Raw genomic sequence first — 19477 nt, 5'->3', positions numbered from 1 at the left:
GTTCATCAGCCAAACAGGTCAACCCCCTGTTGTCCCAAACATAAGGAACGCTCCAAATGCCGCAAATGGATTGGCTCGAAAACCACATGGACAAATGCGACCAGATGGCCGAGTGGCTTCACCAGGAATTCAGCTATGAATTCGCCCAGCAATCCCTCGCCAGTTGGCAGCAAGAGTTCGCTGCGGGCCAACGTGATGGACACTGGAAATGCCTGATCGCCACGGAGCAAGACCAGTTGCTAGGCGGCGTCTCACTGGCCAGCGACGACCTGCCCGACCGACCAGAACTTGGCCCATGGCTGGCATGCGTCTTCATCACCCCAACCGCCCGCCGTAGAGGCCTTGCCGCGCAACTGATCGAAGGCATCTGCAACCATGCCAGAGAAGCGGGATTCACCACCTTGTACTTGCACACTCACAACCAGCGCGACTACTACACCGGGCTTGGCTGGGAAGTGCTGGAGCGCTTTGAGGCGTGGGGGAAAGAGCAATGGCTGATGTCGCGGCAGCTGTAGCCACCGCCGGGCCGCACACCAGCGAGTCGATTGTTCCTACGCGGATCCTGGGCATCGGTAACCCCCCGACACAACCCCAACACCCATCAAGCATCTGACCCACCGCCATAGCAGGTCATTTCGCACACCCCCTGTGGGAGCGAGCCTGCTCGCGATAGCGATACACCAGTCAACCTCAGCGCCACTGATTCGCCACCTCGCGAGCAGATCACGGCGATCCGCTCCCTCCATGCATTGCCTCCCATTGCGCAGTTACGCGCGCCTTCCACCAATCAGCGATTCAAAGTACCGAGCGTGCAGGCAACGTCGCCGATCTCCCCTGGAACTAACTTCTGCAAACGTTCATGGCTGAAACGTATCAGCTACAAGAAAAAACCAAAATATGCACAAATGCATTTTTTCGCTTGACCCACATGGGTGAGCCTCTATAAGGTGGTTTCACTGTATGCGCATACAGTATTTCTAAAGCGTCATTTATTTGAATCCATTCATGGACGAGGCTCTACCTTATGAAAACCAACCCTGAAAAATTCGGTGTAACACCCCATCAACCCAGCCTTTGGACCCGCGCCGATGCGTTGAAAGTCCGGGCGGACGATCCCACCACCACTCAGCCGCTGGTCAGCGCGGATTTCCCGGTACTGAACAACGACGTGTTTATCTGGGACACCATGCCCCTGCGCGACTTGGACGGTAACGTGACGTCCGTCGATGGCTGGTCGGTGATCTTCACGCTGACGGCCGATCGTCATCCAAACGACCCGCAGTACCTCGACGAGGACGGTAACTACGACATCCTCCGCGATTGGAACGATCGTCACGGTCGGGCAAAGATGTACTACTGGTTTTCGCGTACCGGCAAGAACTGGGAATTCGGTGGCCGTGTGATGGCCGAAGGGGTTTCGCCGACCGCTCGCGAATGGGCCGGTACGCCGATCCTGTTGAACGACCGAGGCGAAGTGGACCTGTATTACACCGCCGTCACCCCAGGCGCGACCATCGTCAAGGTGCGCGGTCGGGTGGTGACCACTGAACACGGTGTCAGCATGGTCGGCTTCGAGAAGGTCAAGCCGCTGTTCGAGGCCGACGGCAACATGTACCAGACCGAAGCACAAAACGCGTTCTGGGGTTTCCGCGACCCATGGCCATTCCGCGACCCGAAAGACGGCAAGCTGTACATGCTGTTCGAGGGTAACGTGGCCGGTGAGCGCGGCTCGCACAAAGTAGGAGAGGCAGAAATCGGCGATGTGCCGCCGGGTTATGAAGATGTCGGCAACTCGCGCTACCAGACCGCCTGCGTTGGCATCGCCGTAGCCCGCGACGCGGACGGTGACGACTGGGAAATGTTGCCGCCACTGCTGACCGCCGTGGGCGTAAACGACCAGACCGAGCGCCCGCACTTCGTGTTCCAGGATGGCAAGTACTACCTGTTCACGATCAGCCATACCTTCACCTACGCCGACGGCGTGACCGGGCCGGACGGCGTGTACGGTTTCGTCGCGGACTCGCTGTTCGGCCCTTACGTGCCGCTGAACGGATCCGGCCTGGTGCTGGGCAACCCGTCCTCCCAGCCATTCCAGACCTACTCGCACTATGTAATGCCAAACGGCTTGGTGACCTCCTTCATCGACAGCGTACCGACCGACGAAACCGGCACGCAGATTCGTGTCGGTGGCACCGAGGCACCCACGGTGGGCATGAAAATCAAAGGGCAGCAGACCTTCGTAGTGGCCGAGTACGACTACGGTTACATCCCGCCGATGCTCGACGTCACGCTCAAGTAATAGCAACACAGGGGTTTCAGGCAGCGGGTTTGCGGTCGATGACAAACCCGTTGTGGATATGATCGAGATATCCCGCCTGATTCATTGCGATGTTGCTCGCAAGTCCCATTGAACAACGAGTCGTAACCCTCTTCGCGACTGGCTGCAAGGATGCAGCCGGTCGCGAATGCGTTCCCTCGAGCAAACCCGCTCTGCCATTCCTATGTTTGAAATGCCTGACTCTGTGGGAGCGAGCCTACTCGCGATAGCGGCTCATCAGCCAAATGGATCAGCAGCCTACAGACCAATCTGCAGCCCCGACACAACCCCAATATCCAGCCGACATCGCCTTGCGCCATTGCCTACAACTGCGCCAGAATCCGCCGGCTTGTGCGTTTTGGGGCCCGTCGGTAGTTTGAGTCTTGTCACTGAGCATCAGTGATCGGGTTTCGCAGCCCGGACTCTATAGGCGCACAACGTCACCTTCGAAAGCAGATCACCCATGTCTGTGATTTCGTCAGAGGTGGCTGTGCGTGGGAGACCTTCGGGTCTGCCGGTCCCTAGAGTCCCGGTCTGCGAACCCGCGTACAGCTGCCACCCCAACTTCGTTTCGCAGCGAATGGTGGTAGCTCCAACAGACTCTAGGAGCTTTACCATGGTCAAAATTACACCGAACCCGCCATCTGAAGACGAAACCGTGTCTCGTGTTCAGTCGGCTCGTAACAAGAAACTCGATGATGCTGCCAATCGGGCGTTGGATTTTTATCTGAAGCCCACGCCGAAGAACGAAACGTCTGACAAGCCCCATACAATCTTCCGAATCGCACCTGATGTTGATTCAGAATGTCTGCTTGCCAATCTCAGTGAGAACCTGGCTTCGGCGAATGCGATGATCAGTGATTTGGCGTTTGATCTTGAGGGATCGCGACGGCGTGTTGCGATGGGGATTTTGCAGGTGATTGAGGTGAGTGAGCTGCTGGCGAATCGGGCTTTGGATATTGTTGAGGTGAGGTAACAAGGGGTCGCGCTTACCCCGGATATGAAAAAAGGTCTTGCATGGCAAGGCCTTTTTTGTGCCCGAGAGTCGGAACGATGAGCTCTCAGAATTGTGCAGGGCCGCACTCTGTTGGCCTTCGCCATGTCAAATTCGGTTGGGTACCGTTACCCGATAAAGCGATTTCTCAGATTCCTTTTCGCTTGAATTTCACAAGCTCTTCAGCAGGCTTCGCCTGGAAGGGAGGTGGGCCTCCAGAGACGCGATGACGCGGCTCGTGAAGCGTTTTACGTATGCCATCACCTCGTGTATTACCTTCTTGACCATATGAAAATCCTCCATTTTGAGATTTGATAGGTGGGAGATGATTTCTGAAATTACAAAACCTGCAATGAAGCCCGTAGGACCTATAACTCCTAGAACAACGCCCGCCATCATCAGTCTCAGGAGGCCACCTCTGAGAGACGCACCTGCTGGAGTGCGTTTCGGCAAGCCAATGCTAATCAACCCAGCCGACCTGGTCTATGGCAATTAAGGACGAGAAGTTTGGGCGTACGAGCTAGCTTGATCGTCGAACATCTTGCTATACGCCCTACGAGCCGAAGCACACAGTCCGCCAGCCTAATGCCTCAACGTCTCGCGCATGACAGGAACAGTCGGAAAGTCCTTCCTGGCTCAGTAACCAATCGACCCTTGCCAATAACTCCATGGTGAAGGGCAACTCAAAGCCATCTATTCGCTTGGCGGTGCTGCAGGGCTTGGGTGTACTCCTTGGTATTTGTTCGGATCGCCGACTTGTTCAGCAAGCTGCTGATCGATTGCTCTGGTCCCATGACCGAGACTGGATAGTCTCGACGTTCGCAACCGGACTGCGTGTTCAGCAGCCAAGCTGACGTTGCGAGGGCAATTGTGCAAGGACCTCTTGCACAGTCTCCACGTGAGCGTTTTGTTGTTAGGCCGCAGCGCCATTGCTTCGATTTTTTTCCGCGGGTTCGCTAACCAGAGCTGTTGGTCTCTTACCGAGCTACCCGAAAGTGTAATTGACGCTCGAAAGAAAGCGCGAGAGTAATACCGCCTCGATGGGACTGCCGTCTACCCCGTGTGTGGGGGCAAATCCGGAAGGGATCCAATGGTCGCATGCCGCTTTACTGCGGCTTAGGGGCGAGCTAATGTGCTGGCATAAGGACATGATTTCTTGCCATGTGTTATGGCAGGCTCCAGTAGAGCCACAGTAAAACAGTCGTTCCTTCCTTTTCGAGCTTGTATTTTGCCGAACATGTTGCAGTCGCTAAATGATAGGTCATTTAGCGATCGCCTCATCGGCAAGTGGAGTTTTAAATCGAATATCTGGCCCCTTGAAGGCGAACAAATATGGATTTTTCTACGCTGTTGCACCTTTGGGGGGCGGCAAGCTCCGAGCAACTAATTGCCCCCACAATCGTAGTTGGTTTCGTTTTCGTTTTAGGCGCTTGGTATTTTTTTCGCTACTTCTGCAGATCCTTCAAACTAAGTAGCCGGTTAAAAAATCTCACCAAAAGTTTGCGGGGCGTGAAAACCCTTGCTCCGTCGCTCCGTCGTGCTGAACTGGAGCGATTGTTCAGTGGGGGGAGATTGGAGCACTCTTGGCGTGAGTACGCAGAAACGTTGCACGACCAATTTGAATTTCAGGAGGGGGAGCAGGTCCTCATCCGGTCACGCGCTACCGCTGGTGCGGCACACTTTTTTTCACCTCAAAGCGTGGTTGATACCCCACTGGGTACTGAGTTTTACAAGCATCTGCCTGGGATATTGACTGGCATCGGTATTGTTGGGACGTTCTTCGGCTTGATGCTAGGCCTACAACACTTCGATCCGAGCACGCCCGAGCAGGTTAACGCCAGCGTCGATAAGCTGCTGAAAGACGTTTTGTTTGCTTTCATCGGCTCCTTCATCTCAATTATGGCTTCTATAGCAGTCACAATTACTGAGAAATGGCGTCTCGGCCAATGTTATAAAATTCTTGAGGAGTTCAACGAGACAATCGATGGGCTTTTCGATAGCGGTGTCGGAGAGGAGTATTTGGCTGAGCTTGTACGTTCTAGTGCTGAAAGCTCCGTGCAAACCCGCCAGCTCAAGGACAGCCTCGTAACAGATTTGCGGGAAATGCTGCAAAACCTCGTAGATACTCAAGTCCGCGAAAGCCTCAAATTAGCCGATACCCTGTCGTCCACTTACCGGGACTCTGGACAGATATTGGCCGATCAGGTGAGCAGTGCAATTGAGAACAGTCTCAAATCCCCCCTTGAAGCTATCGCGGGTGCGGTTCAGGCCGCCAGTGGTGATCAATCAGGGCAGGTGCAGAACCTGCTTCAGGATGTTCTGGTTGCCTTCATGAACAAACTGGAAGGTACGTTCGGCCAACAGTTCAATGGCCTTCACGAGCTGATGGGGCAGTCCGTTTCCGCCATGCAGTCGATGCAGCTAGGCTTTTCGACGCTGATCCAAGATATGCGTTCGGCTAGTGAGTCCTCGACACAAAACAGCTCAACCATGATTGCCCAGTTACTCTCCGATATGCAGGCTGGACAGAACGCCATGCAAGCGGGGATGAACGAGATGCTAGCGAATCTCCAAGCTTCGGTTGCCCGTATCGGCAACGAAGGGGAGGGAGCAGGAGCTCGAATGGCCGAGCAATTGGAGAAGTTATTTGCTCAAAGCGAGGCTCGCCAACAGGCAATGGCTGAGAACCTCCAGGCTTTTGTGGAATCGATGAAACAGAACATCGGCCAGGGGCAGCAGGAAACCATGGCGAAAATTGCTGGCTCCGTTGATGTGCTGGGTGAGCAGCTCTCGGCAGTCTTCAAGCAATTGGAATATGGTCAGCAGCAGATGGACCAATCCACCCGGGCTGCGCAGGCTGATCTCCATCAAGGAACTCGCGATCTGGTAGGCGGCCTTGACGAGCAGGTCAAGGCACTGCTGCAAACAGTGTCTGAGCAACAGAAATCTGCCCAGGACACTGTCAAGGCATTGAGTGCCCAAACAGAGCAGCATCTGCAGAGTATGCAGCTGGGTGCAGACAAGATGCGGGCGGCGGCTGAGCGGTTTGAAACGGCCGGACAAAGTGTTGCACGAGCCAGTGAGTCGACTGCGGGACTTATGGGGACAGTTCAGGGCGCAGGGACTGAGCTTGCACAGGCGTCACGTGAGCTGAATACCGTGGTCGCGGACTACCGAAACAATCGTGAAGCACTAGCGAAAACGCTCGCTGTCATTGAAGGGGTAGTTGCGAGTGCACAAGGGGAGGCCAGCGGTCGCAGCCAGTATCTCCAGGACCTGAAGGTTCAAAGTGAGCGGATGCAGACGCTTAACCGTGAAGTGTATGAATACCTGGAAAACATCAGTGGTGTGTTGGGTAACGGCTTCAAAGAGTTCGGTGATGGTATGGATCGGGTGTTGAGACAAACCCTGGGCAGTCTGGACGCTGAGCTCGATAAAGCAGTCAAGAGCCTCGCTGGCGGTGTAGAAGGGGTCAAGGAAAGTCTCGACGACTTCGGCGACATCATGGAACGAATCAGGCAGTAACGGAGGCTAGTCAATGTTTGGTAAGCAAATGCCTTCGGTTGCCCGTTCAAAAGACGAGGGAGAGAAGCCTTTTTGGATATCCTTCGCGGATTTAATGACCGCGATGATGATTCTCTTCCTCGTGGTCATGGTGGCAGCTTTGAGTTCTGTGACGCAGCGTATTAACCAAGCGGAGCAAGGAGAGAAGCAGCGCAATAAAGATATTAGTCAGATCTGCGAGCACCTGAGCCTTCAGGCGAAGGCTGCCAGTAAAACCATCGTTGTAGACTGCAAGGACAACCGGATTAGCTTCGGCGATGCGGGCCGCTTTGGGCATAATCAGTACGCGTTGAGCAACGATGGCCAGTCGGCACTTCAGGAGGTTGTGCCGATGATTCTGGGCGCCGCTAACAGTGAAGAAGGCCGAAAGTGGTTCAAACAGGTTGTGATCGAGGGATCGACAGACACTGACGGTTCCTATCTTTATAACCTGCACCTTTCACTGCAGCGTTCAGAATGGGTGATGTGCAGTCTGCTCGATAGCCGCAGTCCCCTCCAGGTCGGATTGTCGCCGGAGCACCAACAGCAAATCAGATCGATGTTCCTGGCGGGCGGTGTGTCGTTCAACAATGCAAAGGACACTAAGGAGGAAAGCCGGCGGGTGGAGTTGCGCATGCAGTTCTTCGGCTTAAAGGAAAAGGAAGACAACCTCAAGCCAGAGGTCCCGGTTTTCAACAACACTGATATAGAAAAGTGTCAGTTGGCAATGAACCGATGACCAGCCCAATCGCGAGGCTTTCCGCCGCTATCAACCTGAGTCTTTCCGCGCACCGAACGGGGCCGGCGCCTGAACCGTTGGCGCGATTTCCCCGTCTGGGTGCCGCGGGGGTTGATCTTTACGAGCGATTCGAGCGCGCTGAAAAAGCTTTGCCGCCACCTCAGGAAAAGCGCCGCGCTGCGATAAACAAATTCCGCAATGTACTGCCGCTCAACGCTTCAGAGTGGCGCTTGGTTTTCGCCGGCCTCTCGGACAAAAGTGAGCGAGTCGGGCCGATACTGGATGATGACCAGCTTTTTGACCGAGTGCACAAAGAAATTCATCAACGTATCGAAAAACGAAAGCTTAGCCGCCGCGATTGGTTGGCGCTGTGCTTTAGCTACTTTGGGTACGAGGCCGCCACGCCTGATAAGAGCGCCAATTGGTGTCTGTTGCGGGAAGACGTTCAGCTTGGCTTCGAATGCGTCAGAGGCCAGCAAAAACGCGAGAAGGAATGGGTTCACATCGTCCAGCAGCATCAGGAGCTTTTCTCCGAGCAGGCAGGTGCCAGGCTGGGTGACCAGATGTTCAAGGGAGAGATCAGCGACCTTTCGGCATTGCAGACGATTGCGCAGATCCCTGACAGCAGTTGGCTGTGGCGAAGGATCTTTAACGTACTTATCTCTCGTATTTTTATGTTGGATGACGCCGAGTTTTCTCAGCGCTTAGCCGACCTTGTCGACATCGGCCGGCAGCATCCGCGGTACATGAACGACATTCTGAGTGCATGCCTGTCGCGTTATCACTTGGCAGAGTATCGAGAGAAACCGTCGTCACTGCTCAAACAGGTCGCACTCGACAATTGGGGCAGCCCTCAGATCCGTTCCAGACAAAACAGCTGGCTGCAGTACGTTGAAAAAGATGTGTGTGCGATGGTCGTTGCGTGGTTTGCGAAGGAAGACCTTGAACACTTCTTCAATTTGCTCAAAGGGGACGCCGAGGTCGATCAATCACGTCTGCATTATTGGCTACGCTTTGCTAACCAGATGAGTTACACCCGAATCGTAATGGGTTCGGATGCCTGGCATGACAATGGGCGGGACTTCGTCCATTTCCGTGAGAAGAACAAAGGGCGCCTAAGCCGATTGGTAGGTGGTCCCGGTCATAACAACGCAGTCATCATGCAGATCGGGAACTATTTTTTTGTGGAGTTCTCCGGAACCGGGAATGCTTGCTATGTGTACCAGGCAGACAAGTCGCCTTTCAATCCAGATAAGTCACTACTCGAGTTGGCGAGCGAACTGAAGCAGCCTCACCGTGCGCTGGATCGAATGCGGCATTCCCCTGCACCTAGTCGTCCAAATCGAATAGAGGGTTGGCTCAGCAAATTCGATGATGCCCTCGATAAATTAGGTATTCATGTGCAGAGTCAGGCCGGAGCGGCAGGTTCGCCCAAACCGTTGCCTTTCGAAGACCAAGTCCGTGACGCCCTGAAGTCGGTCAAACACAAAGTCTATGACCAGCGCGCGCGCGGGGGGGCATTTCAGGTTCAGCTTGATGACAACGATCTGGCAGCCGTTTCTGCGCTTCAACGCCTGGGCTTCAAGCCCGTCAATCACCAGCCACTCCGGTTCTGGAGACAGTAATGCTCAAGCGTTTCCTCAAAGGCATTGGCCTGCAGTCGAATTTGGCGGTAGAAAATACTGAGCCTGGGTTTTCCATTGAGGAGCAGGGTATTTGTTACCCTCTGAGCTTGGCAGATAACGAAGAATCCTGGCCGCTAGCAAGCTACCTGGATCAGTTGGAAGAAGAGGAGTTCATCTCCCAACTCAGTGATCGCTGGCTACTGACGTGGGATGAGCTCTATCGACTTCTTGATGAGCCAGAGCACTTAACAAGTCTGCCGTTATTGAGATTGCCACCACAGACAGCTCTCATTCCTCAACTGAGCAGCCAAGGCAGTCTTGCCTCCGACGATTTCAAGGTTTCCATCAGTGGATGGCGTGATCCGCAATCCAACGCAAATGTGCAGGTGCAGCGTACGGGCGCGATCCTCCAGTACCACGGAAAAATGGAAATTTTGCCTGAGTCGTGTTGGAAACTGACCAGTGCGGTACGACAACTTTACCTGGCTCAACAAAATGAGTCGGGTGAAGTAACCAATCAGATCGGCTGGGCCAGCATCAGGAAGTTGGCACGCAAAGCTGGTGCAGGTATGGATGGTTTTTTGGATAAAACTGTCGTTATCAAACCTGAAAGCCTACGGCTCAACCCGAGAAAATCGACAGTAGGTGATACGCCGGTTATCGAACTGCAACCAACCTTCGAAGGTCAGCCGGCTAACTGGCTTGAGAGTTTCGACGGTGCCAATCAGGTTCAGGATCGATACCGAGTGACCGGTGATGATGGATCGTTGACCCACGTCCTGATTGAGCCTGAAGTCAAATCTGTATTGGACTATGTGCGCTCGTTACCAGGGCGTCGGGTCGCTGGGGACGATGCACTTTCCTTCGTCCGCAACCCTTACAGCGCACTCGGCGATGGTGCCGCACAAGTGCTGGATGCGCAGAGCTATGAAGACGAACTGGTCGAGGCCGGGATCTTCTTTCATCGCTTTTATCTGGAACCCAAACTGGATGAAGCGGGACAGCACATTGAGCAAGTAAACCTGACGCTCGAACCAATCTCGCCAACACCGCAGGCGCCCATCGAAGTTGAATTTAAAGCAGCCTATGAACTCGCACCGTTCGTGCATGAACTGCAGCTGAAATTGGCCGCTGGCATGCCTGCCGGTTTCTGGCAGGGCTATGAGTTGGAGCTCAGCGATTTTGATTTACGCCAGTTGGCAGGTATCAACGACCTGCTTAAGCGTTGGCAAAACGAAGCGGCGGGTATCGAGTTCGATTCTGTCCTGGACCTGTCCCTTTACGGCGATCGTGTAACTGGCATCGGCGAAGCGCAAAGAATTACTTCGCCTTTCCTCGTAAAAGAGGCGACCGAGAGGTGGTTGCCGAAGGATGTGGCAGCGCTGGGCATTGACGCAGAGATCTTTGGGCGTTGGGATCCTTCCGACCGCGCTCAATTCGAAGCGTTTGAACAGCGACTGGACGAAGCTCGCGCTGCCGGTGATGAAACGGTCTGTTTGCCAGAGTCCGAAACACCGCTCTCGATTGCCGCCGCCGAGCAACTGTTTGCTGCATGGTCGAAGAAGATCGCCCCTGTCGAGACCAGTCTGGTCCAGCAACAGGAAAAGGTGGGCCGCGCTGTACTGCAAATCGGCCACAACATTGACGAACCGACCTACGTTCAGATTCGTCAGGCAGCCCTTCGCGCCGCTTTGGACGCAGTCCCAGAGTTGCCCGGCTTGCTCAAGCCTGAAGTCGTCCTGCGTGAGCACCAACTTCAAGGCGTGGCGTGGCTGCAGCACTTGTTCCGTTTGTCCCCATCAGACGTGTCAGGCTGCCTGCTCGCTGATGACATGGGGCTGGGGAAAACGATCCAGTTGCTCACTTTCCTGGTCTGGTACCTGGAAAAGTACCCGCAGGATAAGCCGACTCTGATCGTCGCCCCAGTCTCGTTGCTCGATAACTGGGAGCGAGAGCTTTACCGGTTCTTCTTCGCTGACGCGCTGCCAGTGCTGAAGCTCTATGGCTCAGCCTTGAGTGCAGTGAAGTTCAAGAAAGAAGAAATCCCTGCTGACTTGAAAGGCAAAGGCATCAAAAACTTGCTACGCCCAGGTTGGATGGGCGACGCCCGAATCGTCCTCACGACTTACGAGACACTGCGCGATCAGGAGTTTTCCCTGGCGCGTCAGCAATGGTCGATCGTCGTATGCGATGAAGCGCAGAAACTGAAAAACCCCGCGGCACTGGTGACTCAGGCGATCAAAGCCATTCCGGCGAGATTTCGAGTGGCGTGTACCGGTACGCCTGTTGAGAACACCCTGATAGATCTCTGGTGCCTCTTCGACTTCATTCAGCCAGGTTTTCTGGGCGGTTTGAACCAGTTCGGGCGCGAGTATCAGCGCCCAATCGAAGCCGCGTTGGAGCGTGACACGGTTGCCCTGGAGCGCCTTCGCGTGCTTATCGACCCACAGACTCTGCGCCGTACCAAGCAAGACATTGCCAAGGACCTGCCTGCCAAAATCGAAGACACGGCATGTCGTTCACTGAGCATGCACGCCTTGCAGCGCAATCTGTACCTGTCCGAAATAGCTGCGTACAGCCAGAAGCAGCAGATCGAAGAACAGCTCGATCAAAAGTCCTCCGGCATGCTCGGGTTGCTGCACAAGCTCAAGCTCATTTGTGCTCATCCTTACAGCGTTCAGCCAGACAAACGACTGCGCGACAACTCGCCGAAGCTGCAGTGGTTGATGCAGACGCTTGAGTCGATCAAAAGAGCCGGGAACGGCGACAAGGTCATTGTCTTTACCGAGTTGCGTGATATTCAGCGAGAGTTGCAGCACTCGATTCAAGAGCATTTCGGGTTTCGCGCTACCGTCATTAACGGTGATACCAGTACCAGCAGTCAGAGCGCGAATAGCCGCCAGAGGCTGATCGACCAATTCCAGGAGCAACCTGGTTTCGCAGTCATCATCCTGTCGACCATCGCCGTCGGTTTTGGGGTGAACGTGCAAGCGGCCAACCACGTCATTCACTTCACTCGTTGCTGGAACCCGGCCAAGGAAGATCAAGCGACGGATCGGGCCTATCGGATTGGGCAGGAGAAGGATGTGTACGTGTACTACCCAACCGTGCGTGATCCGGAGATGCCGACTTTTGAGGCGACACTTGATGACTTGTTGAGCAAACGACGGGCGTTGGCGCGGGATATGCTAAGCGGGGCTTCGGAGATTCAAGCTTCGGAGTTTGGGGAAATATTGGGGACCCGGTAGCGCTGTATCGGCTTGGACCGGATTCCCAATCTATTTGTATCGATGTAAGCAACGCCGAGAAAAAGGACTCAAAACTTGCCTATCAAAACGGACGTCTGGACCGTCGGTCTTGTACCGAACAAGCTTCGCCAAAGCCGATTGGCCAGCGAGCAGCTACTTGAGGAAATGATCATCAGCTCGCCCAGCATTCTCTCTGAGGAATGGATGCTGATAGGCAGGCAAGAGTCCACTGGAATGGGCGGGCGCATTGACCTACTGGCCATTGCACCTGATGGAAGTCTGGTGCTGATTGAGCTCAAAAGAGATCGCACGCCCCGTGAGGTCGTTGCTCAGGCCCTCGACTATGCCGTTTGGGTAGAAAGTCTGCGTGAGAACGAAATCGCGGCGATTTATCAACGGTTCCGACCTGGGAGCAGCTTGTATGCAGATTTTCTCGCGCGTTTTGGTCGTGTGCTTGACGATGAAGATCTGAATAAAAGCCATCAACTCATCATCGTCGCCACAGAGTTGGACGCCAGTAGCGAACGAATTGTTGAATACCTCAGCAAGCGAGATATTCCGATCAATGTGCTTTGCTTCCAAGTTTTCCAGGTAGGTGATCAGCAATTGCTGAGTCGGTCCTGGTTACTCGATCCTGTTCAGACTCAGGTGAACGCCGTATCGACAAGTGAAGGGCACAGCGAGCCTTGGAATGGAGAGTTTTACTGTTCGTTCGGCGATTCCGTCTCGCGTTCATGGGCTGATGCTGTGGAATTCGGTTTCATTTCTGGTGGTGGCGGTGCGTGGTATAGCAAGACCTTGCAACTCCTCTCTCCGGGAGATCGGGTCTGGGTAAATATTCCCCAGCAAGGTTATGTCGGTGTTGGGCGTGTTTTGGGAACGTCCACGCCTGCAAGTGAGTTCACAGTCATGCAGGATGGCGAAGAGCGGCCGGTGCTGGAGGTTGCGAAACGCGCCAGCTATCACGCTGAGTTTGCCGACGATCCGGAGCGTTGCGAATACTTTGTTCCGATTCAATGGCTGCAGAGTGTGCCTGTAAGTCAGGCCGTGCGGGAGGTCGGAATGTTTGGTAACCAGAACACGATTTGTCGTCCCACTACGCCCAAATGGCGGTGGACGATTGAGCGATTGAAGCAACGTTTTCCGCATTACGACGAAGTGGCTGCTGTTGGGGATGTGAGCATGCCGTAACGGCGAGCATAACCAATGTCAGATTCTGTATGGAATTCGAAACGGTCACGAGCAAGAGAAGAGCTTCAGACTCCTTCAACTTCGATCCCATGTTCTGCCAACCATGTCTTGCGCTGTGCGTAGTCAGGCATGACGCGCTCCAGGCGGAGCCAAAATTCTGGGGTGTGATGTGGCTCTTGCAAGTGCACCATCTCATGCACCACCACATATTCCGCAATGGGCTTGGGCAGCAGGATTGTTTTCCAGTGAAAGTAGAGCTGTGCGCCTTTGCCACAGGAGCCCCAGCGATAGCCCAGATCTTGCACACGCACACCGCTGGGGCTCAGGTCCATGCGGGCTTGGTGGTTCTTGACGCGTAAGGCCAGCCAACTGCGGGCATGTTCGCTGTACCAACGGATGAAATGTTCGCGGGCTCGTGGCAGTTCGCTACGCAGCAGGCGGAAGCGACCGGCAGAGAGTTTCAGTGGCACATCCTGCTCATCAACCAGTTTGAGGCGATAACTTCGGCCCAAATACAGAAACCCCTCTCCGTCGACGTATTCCTTGGTGGGGATTGAGCGCTGCAGGCGTTCCTTTTCGGCAAGACGCGAGTAAATCCAGAAGCTTTTTTCCGCTACGAATTGCCGCAGCGCTTGCTCATCAACCTCTGGCGGGGCAGACAGGATAAGTGCGCCGTCACGCTCGACAGTGATCTGTAGCGTCTTGCGCCGCGCGCTACGGCGTAGCGTCAGTTGCAGATCGTTTACGGTGAGGGTTTGATTGCTCACAGCTGCATCAACCGTTCATGGCTGGCTCTCGCTTGATCCATCAGGCGGTCAGACAGCACCCCCGCCGTATCGCTATCCACCAAGGGCGGACGCAGTCGCATCAGGTAATCGAATAGCTGCCCGGCCAGCTCCTCCTGAGCCGCTCGCTTGCGCGGGCTCCAGATATCGCGGTGGCTTTGGAGTTCGCCCACCAACAGATCGACCAGTTCCACTGTCACATCCTTCAAGCGCAGCAGCTCGGCGGCCTGCGGATTGGCGTCGGCACACACCACATCCAGCAGGGTGCGCAGGAAGGGGGCATAGTGTTCGGGCAAATCCAGGGGGCTGTAGTCATCGCTCATTTGACCGCTGCGCAGCTCGTTGATGATCTTCTGCATCTGCTCAACCAACTGATCCCACTGCTCGCCCAGCGACTTGAGCAGCTCGTTCAGGCGTTCGGACAGCTTGCGATAGAGCACCGGATCTTCATCAGTATGCTTGCGCACATGCGAGCGAATGGCGTGCTCCATCTCTGAGGCCTTGGCGCGGTCGTTGACGCTACGCGACAACTGCTTCTCGAAGTCTGCATCGGTGAGCTGGATCGGCGGAATCTTCGGGTCGATGCCCAGCGAGATAACGTGGTCGTCGATCAGCTTGCGTACCTTGGCGCCGACATCCTTGCCCAGTTGCGGCAGGTCCTTGTAGCGCCCGCGCGCACGTGCATGGATATAGGCCAGGCGCTTGGCATCCTTGACGAAGGGCAGGGCCTCGGGGCGCGGCAATACAGTGTCCAATGAGTCGAGGAACGCTTTGAGCTTTACCGCAAATTCGGCGCGCACCTTTTCCGACTCCAGTGCGGCAATGCAGGCTTCGGCATCTTCCAGCGACTCGATGCCCTGGCGACGCAGCACATCCACTACGCGCAGATGACGATCTCGCAGTACCGGCACCTCGTCCTTGATGCTGCTCAGCGCACCTTCGATATCCTCGTCGGCATAGGCTGCCAGGGCTTCGCGCAGGTGGTTGGCGACCCCGTAGTAGTCGACCACGATGCCGCAGCGCTTGCCGAAACCCGTACGGTTGACCCGCGCAATGGCTTGCAGCAGCTCGGCTTCCTTGATTGGCCGGTCAAGGTACATGACCCCTTCGATGGGGGCGTCAAAGCCGGTGAGCAACATAGACTTAACGATCAGGAAAGCCAGCGGGTCGGCCTTGCCCGGCTGCTCATGATTCAGGGGCTTCTTGAAGCGCTGGATCAGCAGCTCTTGCTTGCTGCCATCCGTCCAGGTTTTCCACTCGGCCGGATCGTTATTTGAGCCAGAAATAATCGGTGCGAACTCCAGGCAGCGTAGCCTGTCGCGATAGCGCCATGCCTGCACGCGCGCCTGCAGCTTGGGTAGACGCTGGCACAGTGCCTCATCGTCGAGGTCCTTGTCGGCTGCTGGCAACGCTTCGGCCTCGGCCAGCAACTGATCGCGGGCGGCCCGCAGCGCGTGGAAATAGCGGATTGCCGCAATCCGGCTATAGGCTACAACCTGCGCCTTGTAGCCATTGGGCAAGATATTGGTGACGTAATGTCTGAGGATGTCGCGCGCCTTATCAGCGATCAGCGCGGGGGCATCAAAGATATGGCCTTTGGTGGCGTATTTTTTCTTGATCAGCTCCAGCTCGTCCTGACTGTGCTCGCGGAACAAATCCTCGAACAGTTCATCCAGGCTCGCCCCATCTTTCAATGCGCCCTGGGCAGTGCGTCCTTCGTAAAGCACCGGCACTGTAGCGCCATCTGCCTCAGCTTCTTTGATGGTGTATTTGTCGATGAACGCGCCGAAAATTTCGTGGGTGCGTTTCTTATCGCCCATGATGATCGGTGTACCGGTAAAGCCGATGCGCACGCAGTTGGGCAGGCCCGCCAGCAGGTTCGCCTGCAGATCGCCGGCCTGGGTGCGGTGCGCTTCATCGATCAATACCAGAATGCTTTCGTCGTGGTTGAGCACCTCGAATGGTTTGCTTACCAGATAGGGCGCGCGCTTTTCTGCGGCTTTGAGGGGGGCCGCAGCTTGCGTAGGGATCGGCGCCTCCCCATCTTCCTCCTGTTCGGGATTGCGATACTTTTGGATGGTGGCGAATACCAAGCCGGGGCCCTGGCGGCGTGCCAAGGCTTTAACACCCTCGATATTGGAGGCCACCTCCGGCAGTTCACCGCTCAGCGTGGCGGTGGCGGCGAGCTGGTTTTGCAGGTCTTTACGGTCGGTGACCACGATGATCTTGAAGCGGCGCAGTTGTGTATCCGTGCGCATCTTGCGCACCAGAAATACCATGGTCAGGCTCTTGCCCGAACCCTGGGTGTGCCAAACGATGCCGCCGCGCTGGTCGCTCTCGCCATGCTCAAGGCGTGTTTGCCCGCGTTTCATGCGGATCACCGTGCGGTTCACCGCGCGGTACTGCTGGTAGCGGCAGACCGTCTTGATGGTCTGCCCGCCAACCTGCATGAACAACATGAAATGCCGGATCAGATCGAGCAGGTGGGCCGGCGTCAGCATGCCTGCCACCAGGCGTTCCTGCTCAGACAGTTTGGCTTTGCCTAGCTGCTCGGCTACTGACTGCTCGCTGCCGCTACCTTCCGGGCCAACCACGGTTTTCCATTGGGAGAAATGCCCGAAGCCGGCCCCAATGCAGCCCACCCGTGCTTCGTCGTAGCTACTGGCGACCAACAGCTGCACGCTAGCGAACAGTGTTTCGTTGCCCTCGTTGTCCTCCACCTCAAAGGCCGCCTTGCGCTGGTTGCTGTAGCGGCGCAATTGATCGACAGCTTCGGCCAGCGGTTCAGGGATGGAGGGGCTCTTGCACTCCACCACTACCAGCGGGATGCCGTTCACCAGCAACACCAGATCCGGGACGATAAATTTCTTGCCGCTGTTATAGCCCGGTGGGCAATCCACTCGGAACTGGTTGATCACGCTGAAGTGGTTATTGGCCGGGTTGGCCCAGTCGATGTACTGGATGGTCTGGCCACGCCCACCTTCCCAGCCCGGGAGGCCGTCGACCGTGATGCCTTTGAGCAGCAGCTCAGTGACTGTCTGGTTGGCTTCCATCAACTTGCCGGCGCCTACGCGGGTAATGGCCGCCACTGCTTCGGCAATGCGCTGCTCATCCAGCCAGGGCTGACCGTCGCGCAGGTTGATGGCACGCAAGCACTCGGCCAGTGCGGCCCGCTGAATCACTTCACTGAAACTGCTGCGGCCGGTGATGGCCGGGTCGTCGAGGCTGCCCTCGATATGCTTCCAGTTCAGCCCCTGTAACTGAGCCACAAAGGGTTTTTCGACGTCATCCAATTCCCAGCCCATGGTTACTCCTTTAATCCAGTTCAGGCGTGTATGGGCTCATACAGGCTCATAGCGGCTCATAGTGGCTCATAGAATTTTTAGCCGAGCTTATAGACCGACCAGCGTCGTTCACCTTGCTGTATCAGTGTGCCCTTGTCTTTCATGCGCTTGAGCAGTTTTGCCGCCTGATCAGGCGAGAGCCGGCAAAGATCCATTACTTCAGCGCGCTGAATCTGCCCATGCTGCTGCACATAGTTCAACACCATTTGTTCATGTTGAATGGGTGTGAAGCCTGCCTGGCGGGTATAGCCGGCCTTGTCGCCCACGGCCTGGTACAGACTGGCTGACAAAGTGTAGCTGCGCCCTCGGGTAGAACCGTGAGCCTCCACCAAGCCGGCTTCGGTCAGGGCTTCCAGCGTGCGTTTGGCACTGGCGGTGTCGCGCTGGATCTGTACGGCCAGTTCGTCGGCCGTGACGCGCTTGGTTTCACGCAGGGCGGCCAGCGCGATCAGGCTGTCGATGGGCAGCTCGGCGTTGGTGGCGCGTTCGTGCTCGACAACTAGCCGGCGGAAGTCTAGGTCGGCCTCTGCGGTGGGCAGCCGCAGCACCACGCTCTGGGCAGTGGTGTAACTGTAGTCCGGGGCCGGTCGGCCGAACTTGAGCATGCCGCGGAAAATCTTGTCCACGCCTCGGCCGGAGCGTTCGACCACGCCGACGCGCTTCATGGCATCGGCCAGGGCGGGGTTGCGCGGGCGCGGTTCGGTCACCAGCAGGTTGGCCAGGGTCACGCCATCGACCAAGCCACCGGGGTTGCTGACCACCAGGGCGTCGTCCTCCAGGCGCACATGCACCGCGCCTCTGCCGTGGTAATCGCGATGCACCAAGGCATTGGCTACGGCTTCACGGAAGGCACCGAGGTCGACCTTGGGCACTGGCACGCGGAACAGGCCGACCTGTAGTTCTTCCTCTGGGTTGTAGGGACGGAAGTTGGTTTCTAGCCAGTCCAGAGCCTTGAGCAGCGGGAAGCGGCGAAATTCGTTGAAGCGCACTGCCTGCTGGGCCAGCACCTGGAAAGCGAATTCGTGGGTGGGCACCAGTTGGCGCAGGGAGGTTTCTCGACCGATCAGTAGCAGGCCGGTAAGCGTCGGCACGCGCGTACCGTCCGGCTGGCGCGCAGTGAGCAGTAGCGCGCCGTCCAGGGCTTCGTCGTCCAGTTCCAACAGCACGCGGTCGCCGCCGTATTGCTGCACCGCCTGGCGCAGACGCTCTCGCTCCAGTGGGTCGAGGTCCGCCAGGGTGGCGCCAGCCACCGGCTGGGCGGAGACATCGAGCAGGCCGAAGCTGCTTGCGCGGCTGCTGCGCTCATGGGGCAGCATGGCTATGCATTCGGGAGTGCTGTCGTGCTTCAAGCGGCGGCGCAGGTAGACGCCGCTGGTGGTGGCCACCTCGCATTGGGCCTTGGGCACATGGATGCGTGCTACGGTCACGCCTTCTAGCTCGATCGCTTCGATCTGTACGTTCAGCGACGGCGAGGTGCGCGCTGCGACCATGCCGGCCAAACCCTCCAGCAGGCGATGCTCGGCATGCAGGCCGGTGGGTGTGCCATCGTCCTCGACGCCCAGCCACAGCTCGCCACCTTCGGTGTTTGCCAGGCAGACTAATGCCTCGATCAGGTCACGATCGGGGAGCTTGCTGCGATCACTTTTGAACTCGACGGTGAGGGATTCGCGAGGCGGTAGGCGCTGGGGCAT

11 protein-coding genes and 1 other RNA gene are annotated in these 19477 nt (G+C 56.4%); 8 read left to right on the top strand and 4 right to left on the bottom strand.

Features of this window, described 5'->3' with window-relative positions:
* Positions 1-56 precede the first annotated feature (56 nt).
* From QOM08_RS24805 to QOM08_RS24795, 3 genes are all read left to right on the top strand, one after another.
* Positions 57-515 carry a GNAT family N-acetyltransferase gene (locus QOM08_RS24805; protein ID WP_047229458.1) on the top strand — a complete coding sequence of 153 codons (459 nt, stop codon included), beginning with the start codon at positions 57-59 and terminating at the stop codon, positions 513-515.
* Between the two features lie 509 nt (positions 516-1024).
* The gene (locus tag QOM08_RS24800; protein WP_109756316.1) at positions 1025-2299 is read left to right on the top strand and encodes a glycoside hydrolase family 68 protein; all 1275 of its coding nucleotides are present in this window, start codon (positions 1025-1027) and stop codon (positions 2297-2299) included.
* Between the two features lie 634 nt (positions 2300-2933).
* Positions 2934-3293, top strand: coding sequence for a DUF6124 family protein (locus QOM08_RS24795; protein ID WP_316912272.1), 360 nt, complete (start codon positions 2934-2936; stop codon positions 3291-3293).
* Between the two features lie 401 nt (positions 3294-3694).
* On the opposite strand, the gene QOM08_RS24790 is transcribed toward QOM08_RS24795, so the two are convergent.
* An RNA gene (locus tag QOM08_RS24790) (hammerhead ribozyme type II) lies at positions 3695-3763 on the bottom strand.
* A gap of 880 nt (positions 3764-4643) precedes the next feature.
* On the opposite strand from QOM08_RS24790, the gene zorA1 reads away from it, so the two are divergent.
* From zorA1 to QOM08_RS24765, 5 genes are all read left to right on the top strand, one after another.
* Positions 4644-6836: a type I Zorya anti-phage system protein ZorA1 gene (zorA1, locus tag QOM08_RS24785; protein WP_316912271.1), complete on the top strand. Its 2193-nt coding sequence runs from the start codon at positions 4644-4646 to the stop codon at positions 6834-6836.
* Positions 6837-6849: 13 nt separating this feature from the next.
* A complete protein-coding gene (gene zorB1, locus QOM08_RS24780; protein WP_316912270.1) occupies positions 6850-7593 on the top strand; it encodes a type I Zorya anti-phage system protein ZorB1 in 744 nt (247 codons plus the stop codon).
* The gene (zorC, locus tag QOM08_RS24775; protein ID WP_316912269.1) at positions 7590-9218 is read left to right on the top strand and encodes a type I Zorya anti-phage system protein ZorC; all 1629 of its coding nucleotides are present in this window, start codon (positions 7590-7592) and stop codon (positions 9216-9218) included. Before zorB1 ends, zorC begins: the two co-directional genes overlap by 4 nt.
* Positions 9218-12466, top strand: a complete 3249-nt coding sequence (zorD, locus tag QOM08_RS24770; RefSeq protein ID WP_316912268.1) for a type I Zorya anti-phage system protein ZorD — start codon at positions 9218-9220, stop codon at positions 12464-12466. Before zorC ends, zorD begins: the two co-directional genes overlap by 1 nt.
* 75 nt (positions 12467-12541) lie before the next feature.
* Positions 12542-13657: an endonuclease NucS domain-containing protein gene (locus tag QOM08_RS24765; RefSeq protein WP_316912267.1), complete on the top strand. Its 1116-nt coding sequence runs from the start codon at positions 12542-12544 to the stop codon at positions 13655-13657.
* 65 nt (positions 13658-13722) lie between these two features.
* Here QOM08_RS24765 and QOM08_RS24760 read toward each other — a convergent pair whose 3' ends face one another.
* The 3 genes from QOM08_RS24760 to QOM08_RS24750 all read right to left on the bottom strand — a co-directional run bounded on the left by QOM08_RS24760 (position 13723) and on the right by QOM08_RS24750 (position 19477).
* Positions 13723-14424 (bottom strand): SprT family zinc-dependent metalloprotease, encoded by a 702-nt coding sequence (locus QOM08_RS24760; RefSeq protein WP_316912266.1) that lies wholly within the window; start codon positions 14422-14424, stop codon positions 13723-13725.
* Positions 14421-17747 carry a type I restriction endonuclease subunit R gene (locus tag QOM08_RS24755; protein ID WP_316912265.1) on the bottom strand — a complete coding sequence of 1109 codons (3327 nt, stop codon included), beginning with the start codon at positions 17745-17747 and terminating at the stop codon, positions 14421-14423. Before QOM08_RS24755 ends, QOM08_RS24760 begins: the two co-directional genes overlap by 4 nt.
* Before the next feature lie 77 nt (positions 17748-17824).
* Entirely contained in the window at positions 17825-19477 is a 1653-nt protein-coding gene (locus QOM08_RS24750) for an ATP-binding protein (protein WP_316912264.1), read from the bottom strand.

The organism is Pseudomonas sp. P105 (assembly GCF_032614175.1).
Classification (GTDB): domain Bacteria; phylum Pseudomonadota; class Gammaproteobacteria; order Pseudomonadales; family Pseudomonadaceae; genus Aquipseudomonas; species Aquipseudomonas rhizophila.
Note: the sequence above shows the minus strand (reverse complement) of the source record. Positions and strands in the feature narration are given on the sequence as shown.

Excerpts from the sequence above, each read along its gene's own strand:
- QOM08_RS24795 (WP_316912272.1), top strand. The coding sequence starts at position 2,934 with ATGGTCAAAATTACACCGAACCCGCCATCTGAAGACGAAACCGTGTCT.
- zorD (WP_316912268.1), top strand. The coding sequence starts at position 9,218 with ATGCTCAAGCGTTTCCTCAAAGGCATTGGCCTGCAGTCGAATTTGGCG.
- QOM08_RS24800 (WP_109756316.1), top strand. The coding sequence starts at position 1,025 with ATGAAAACCAACCCTGAAAAATTCGGTGTAACACCCCATCAACCCAGC.
- QOM08_RS24805 (WP_047229458.1), top strand. The coding sequence starts at position 57 with ATGCCGCAAATGGATTGGCTCGAAAACCACATGGACAAATGCGACCAG.
- zorA1 (WP_316912271.1), top strand. The coding sequence starts at position 4,644 with ATGGATTTTTCTACGCTGTTGCACCTTTGGGGGGCGGCAAGCTCCGAG.
- QOM08_RS24755 (WP_316912265.1), bottom strand. The coding sequence starts at position 17,747 with ATGGGCTGGGAATTGGATGACGTCGAAAAACCCTTTGTGGCTCAGTTA.
- zorC (WP_316912269.1), top strand. The coding sequence starts at position 7,590 with ATGACCAGCCCAATCGCGAGGCTTTCCGCCGCTATCAACCTGAGTCTT.
- zorB1 (WP_316912270.1), top strand. The coding sequence starts at position 6,850 with ATGTTTGGTAAGCAAATGCCTTCGGTTGCCCGTTCAAAAGACGAGGGA.
- QOM08_RS24750 (WP_316912264.1), bottom strand. The coding sequence starts at position 19,477 with ATGCCCCAGCGCCTACCGCCTCGCGAATCCCTCACCGTCGAGTTCAAA.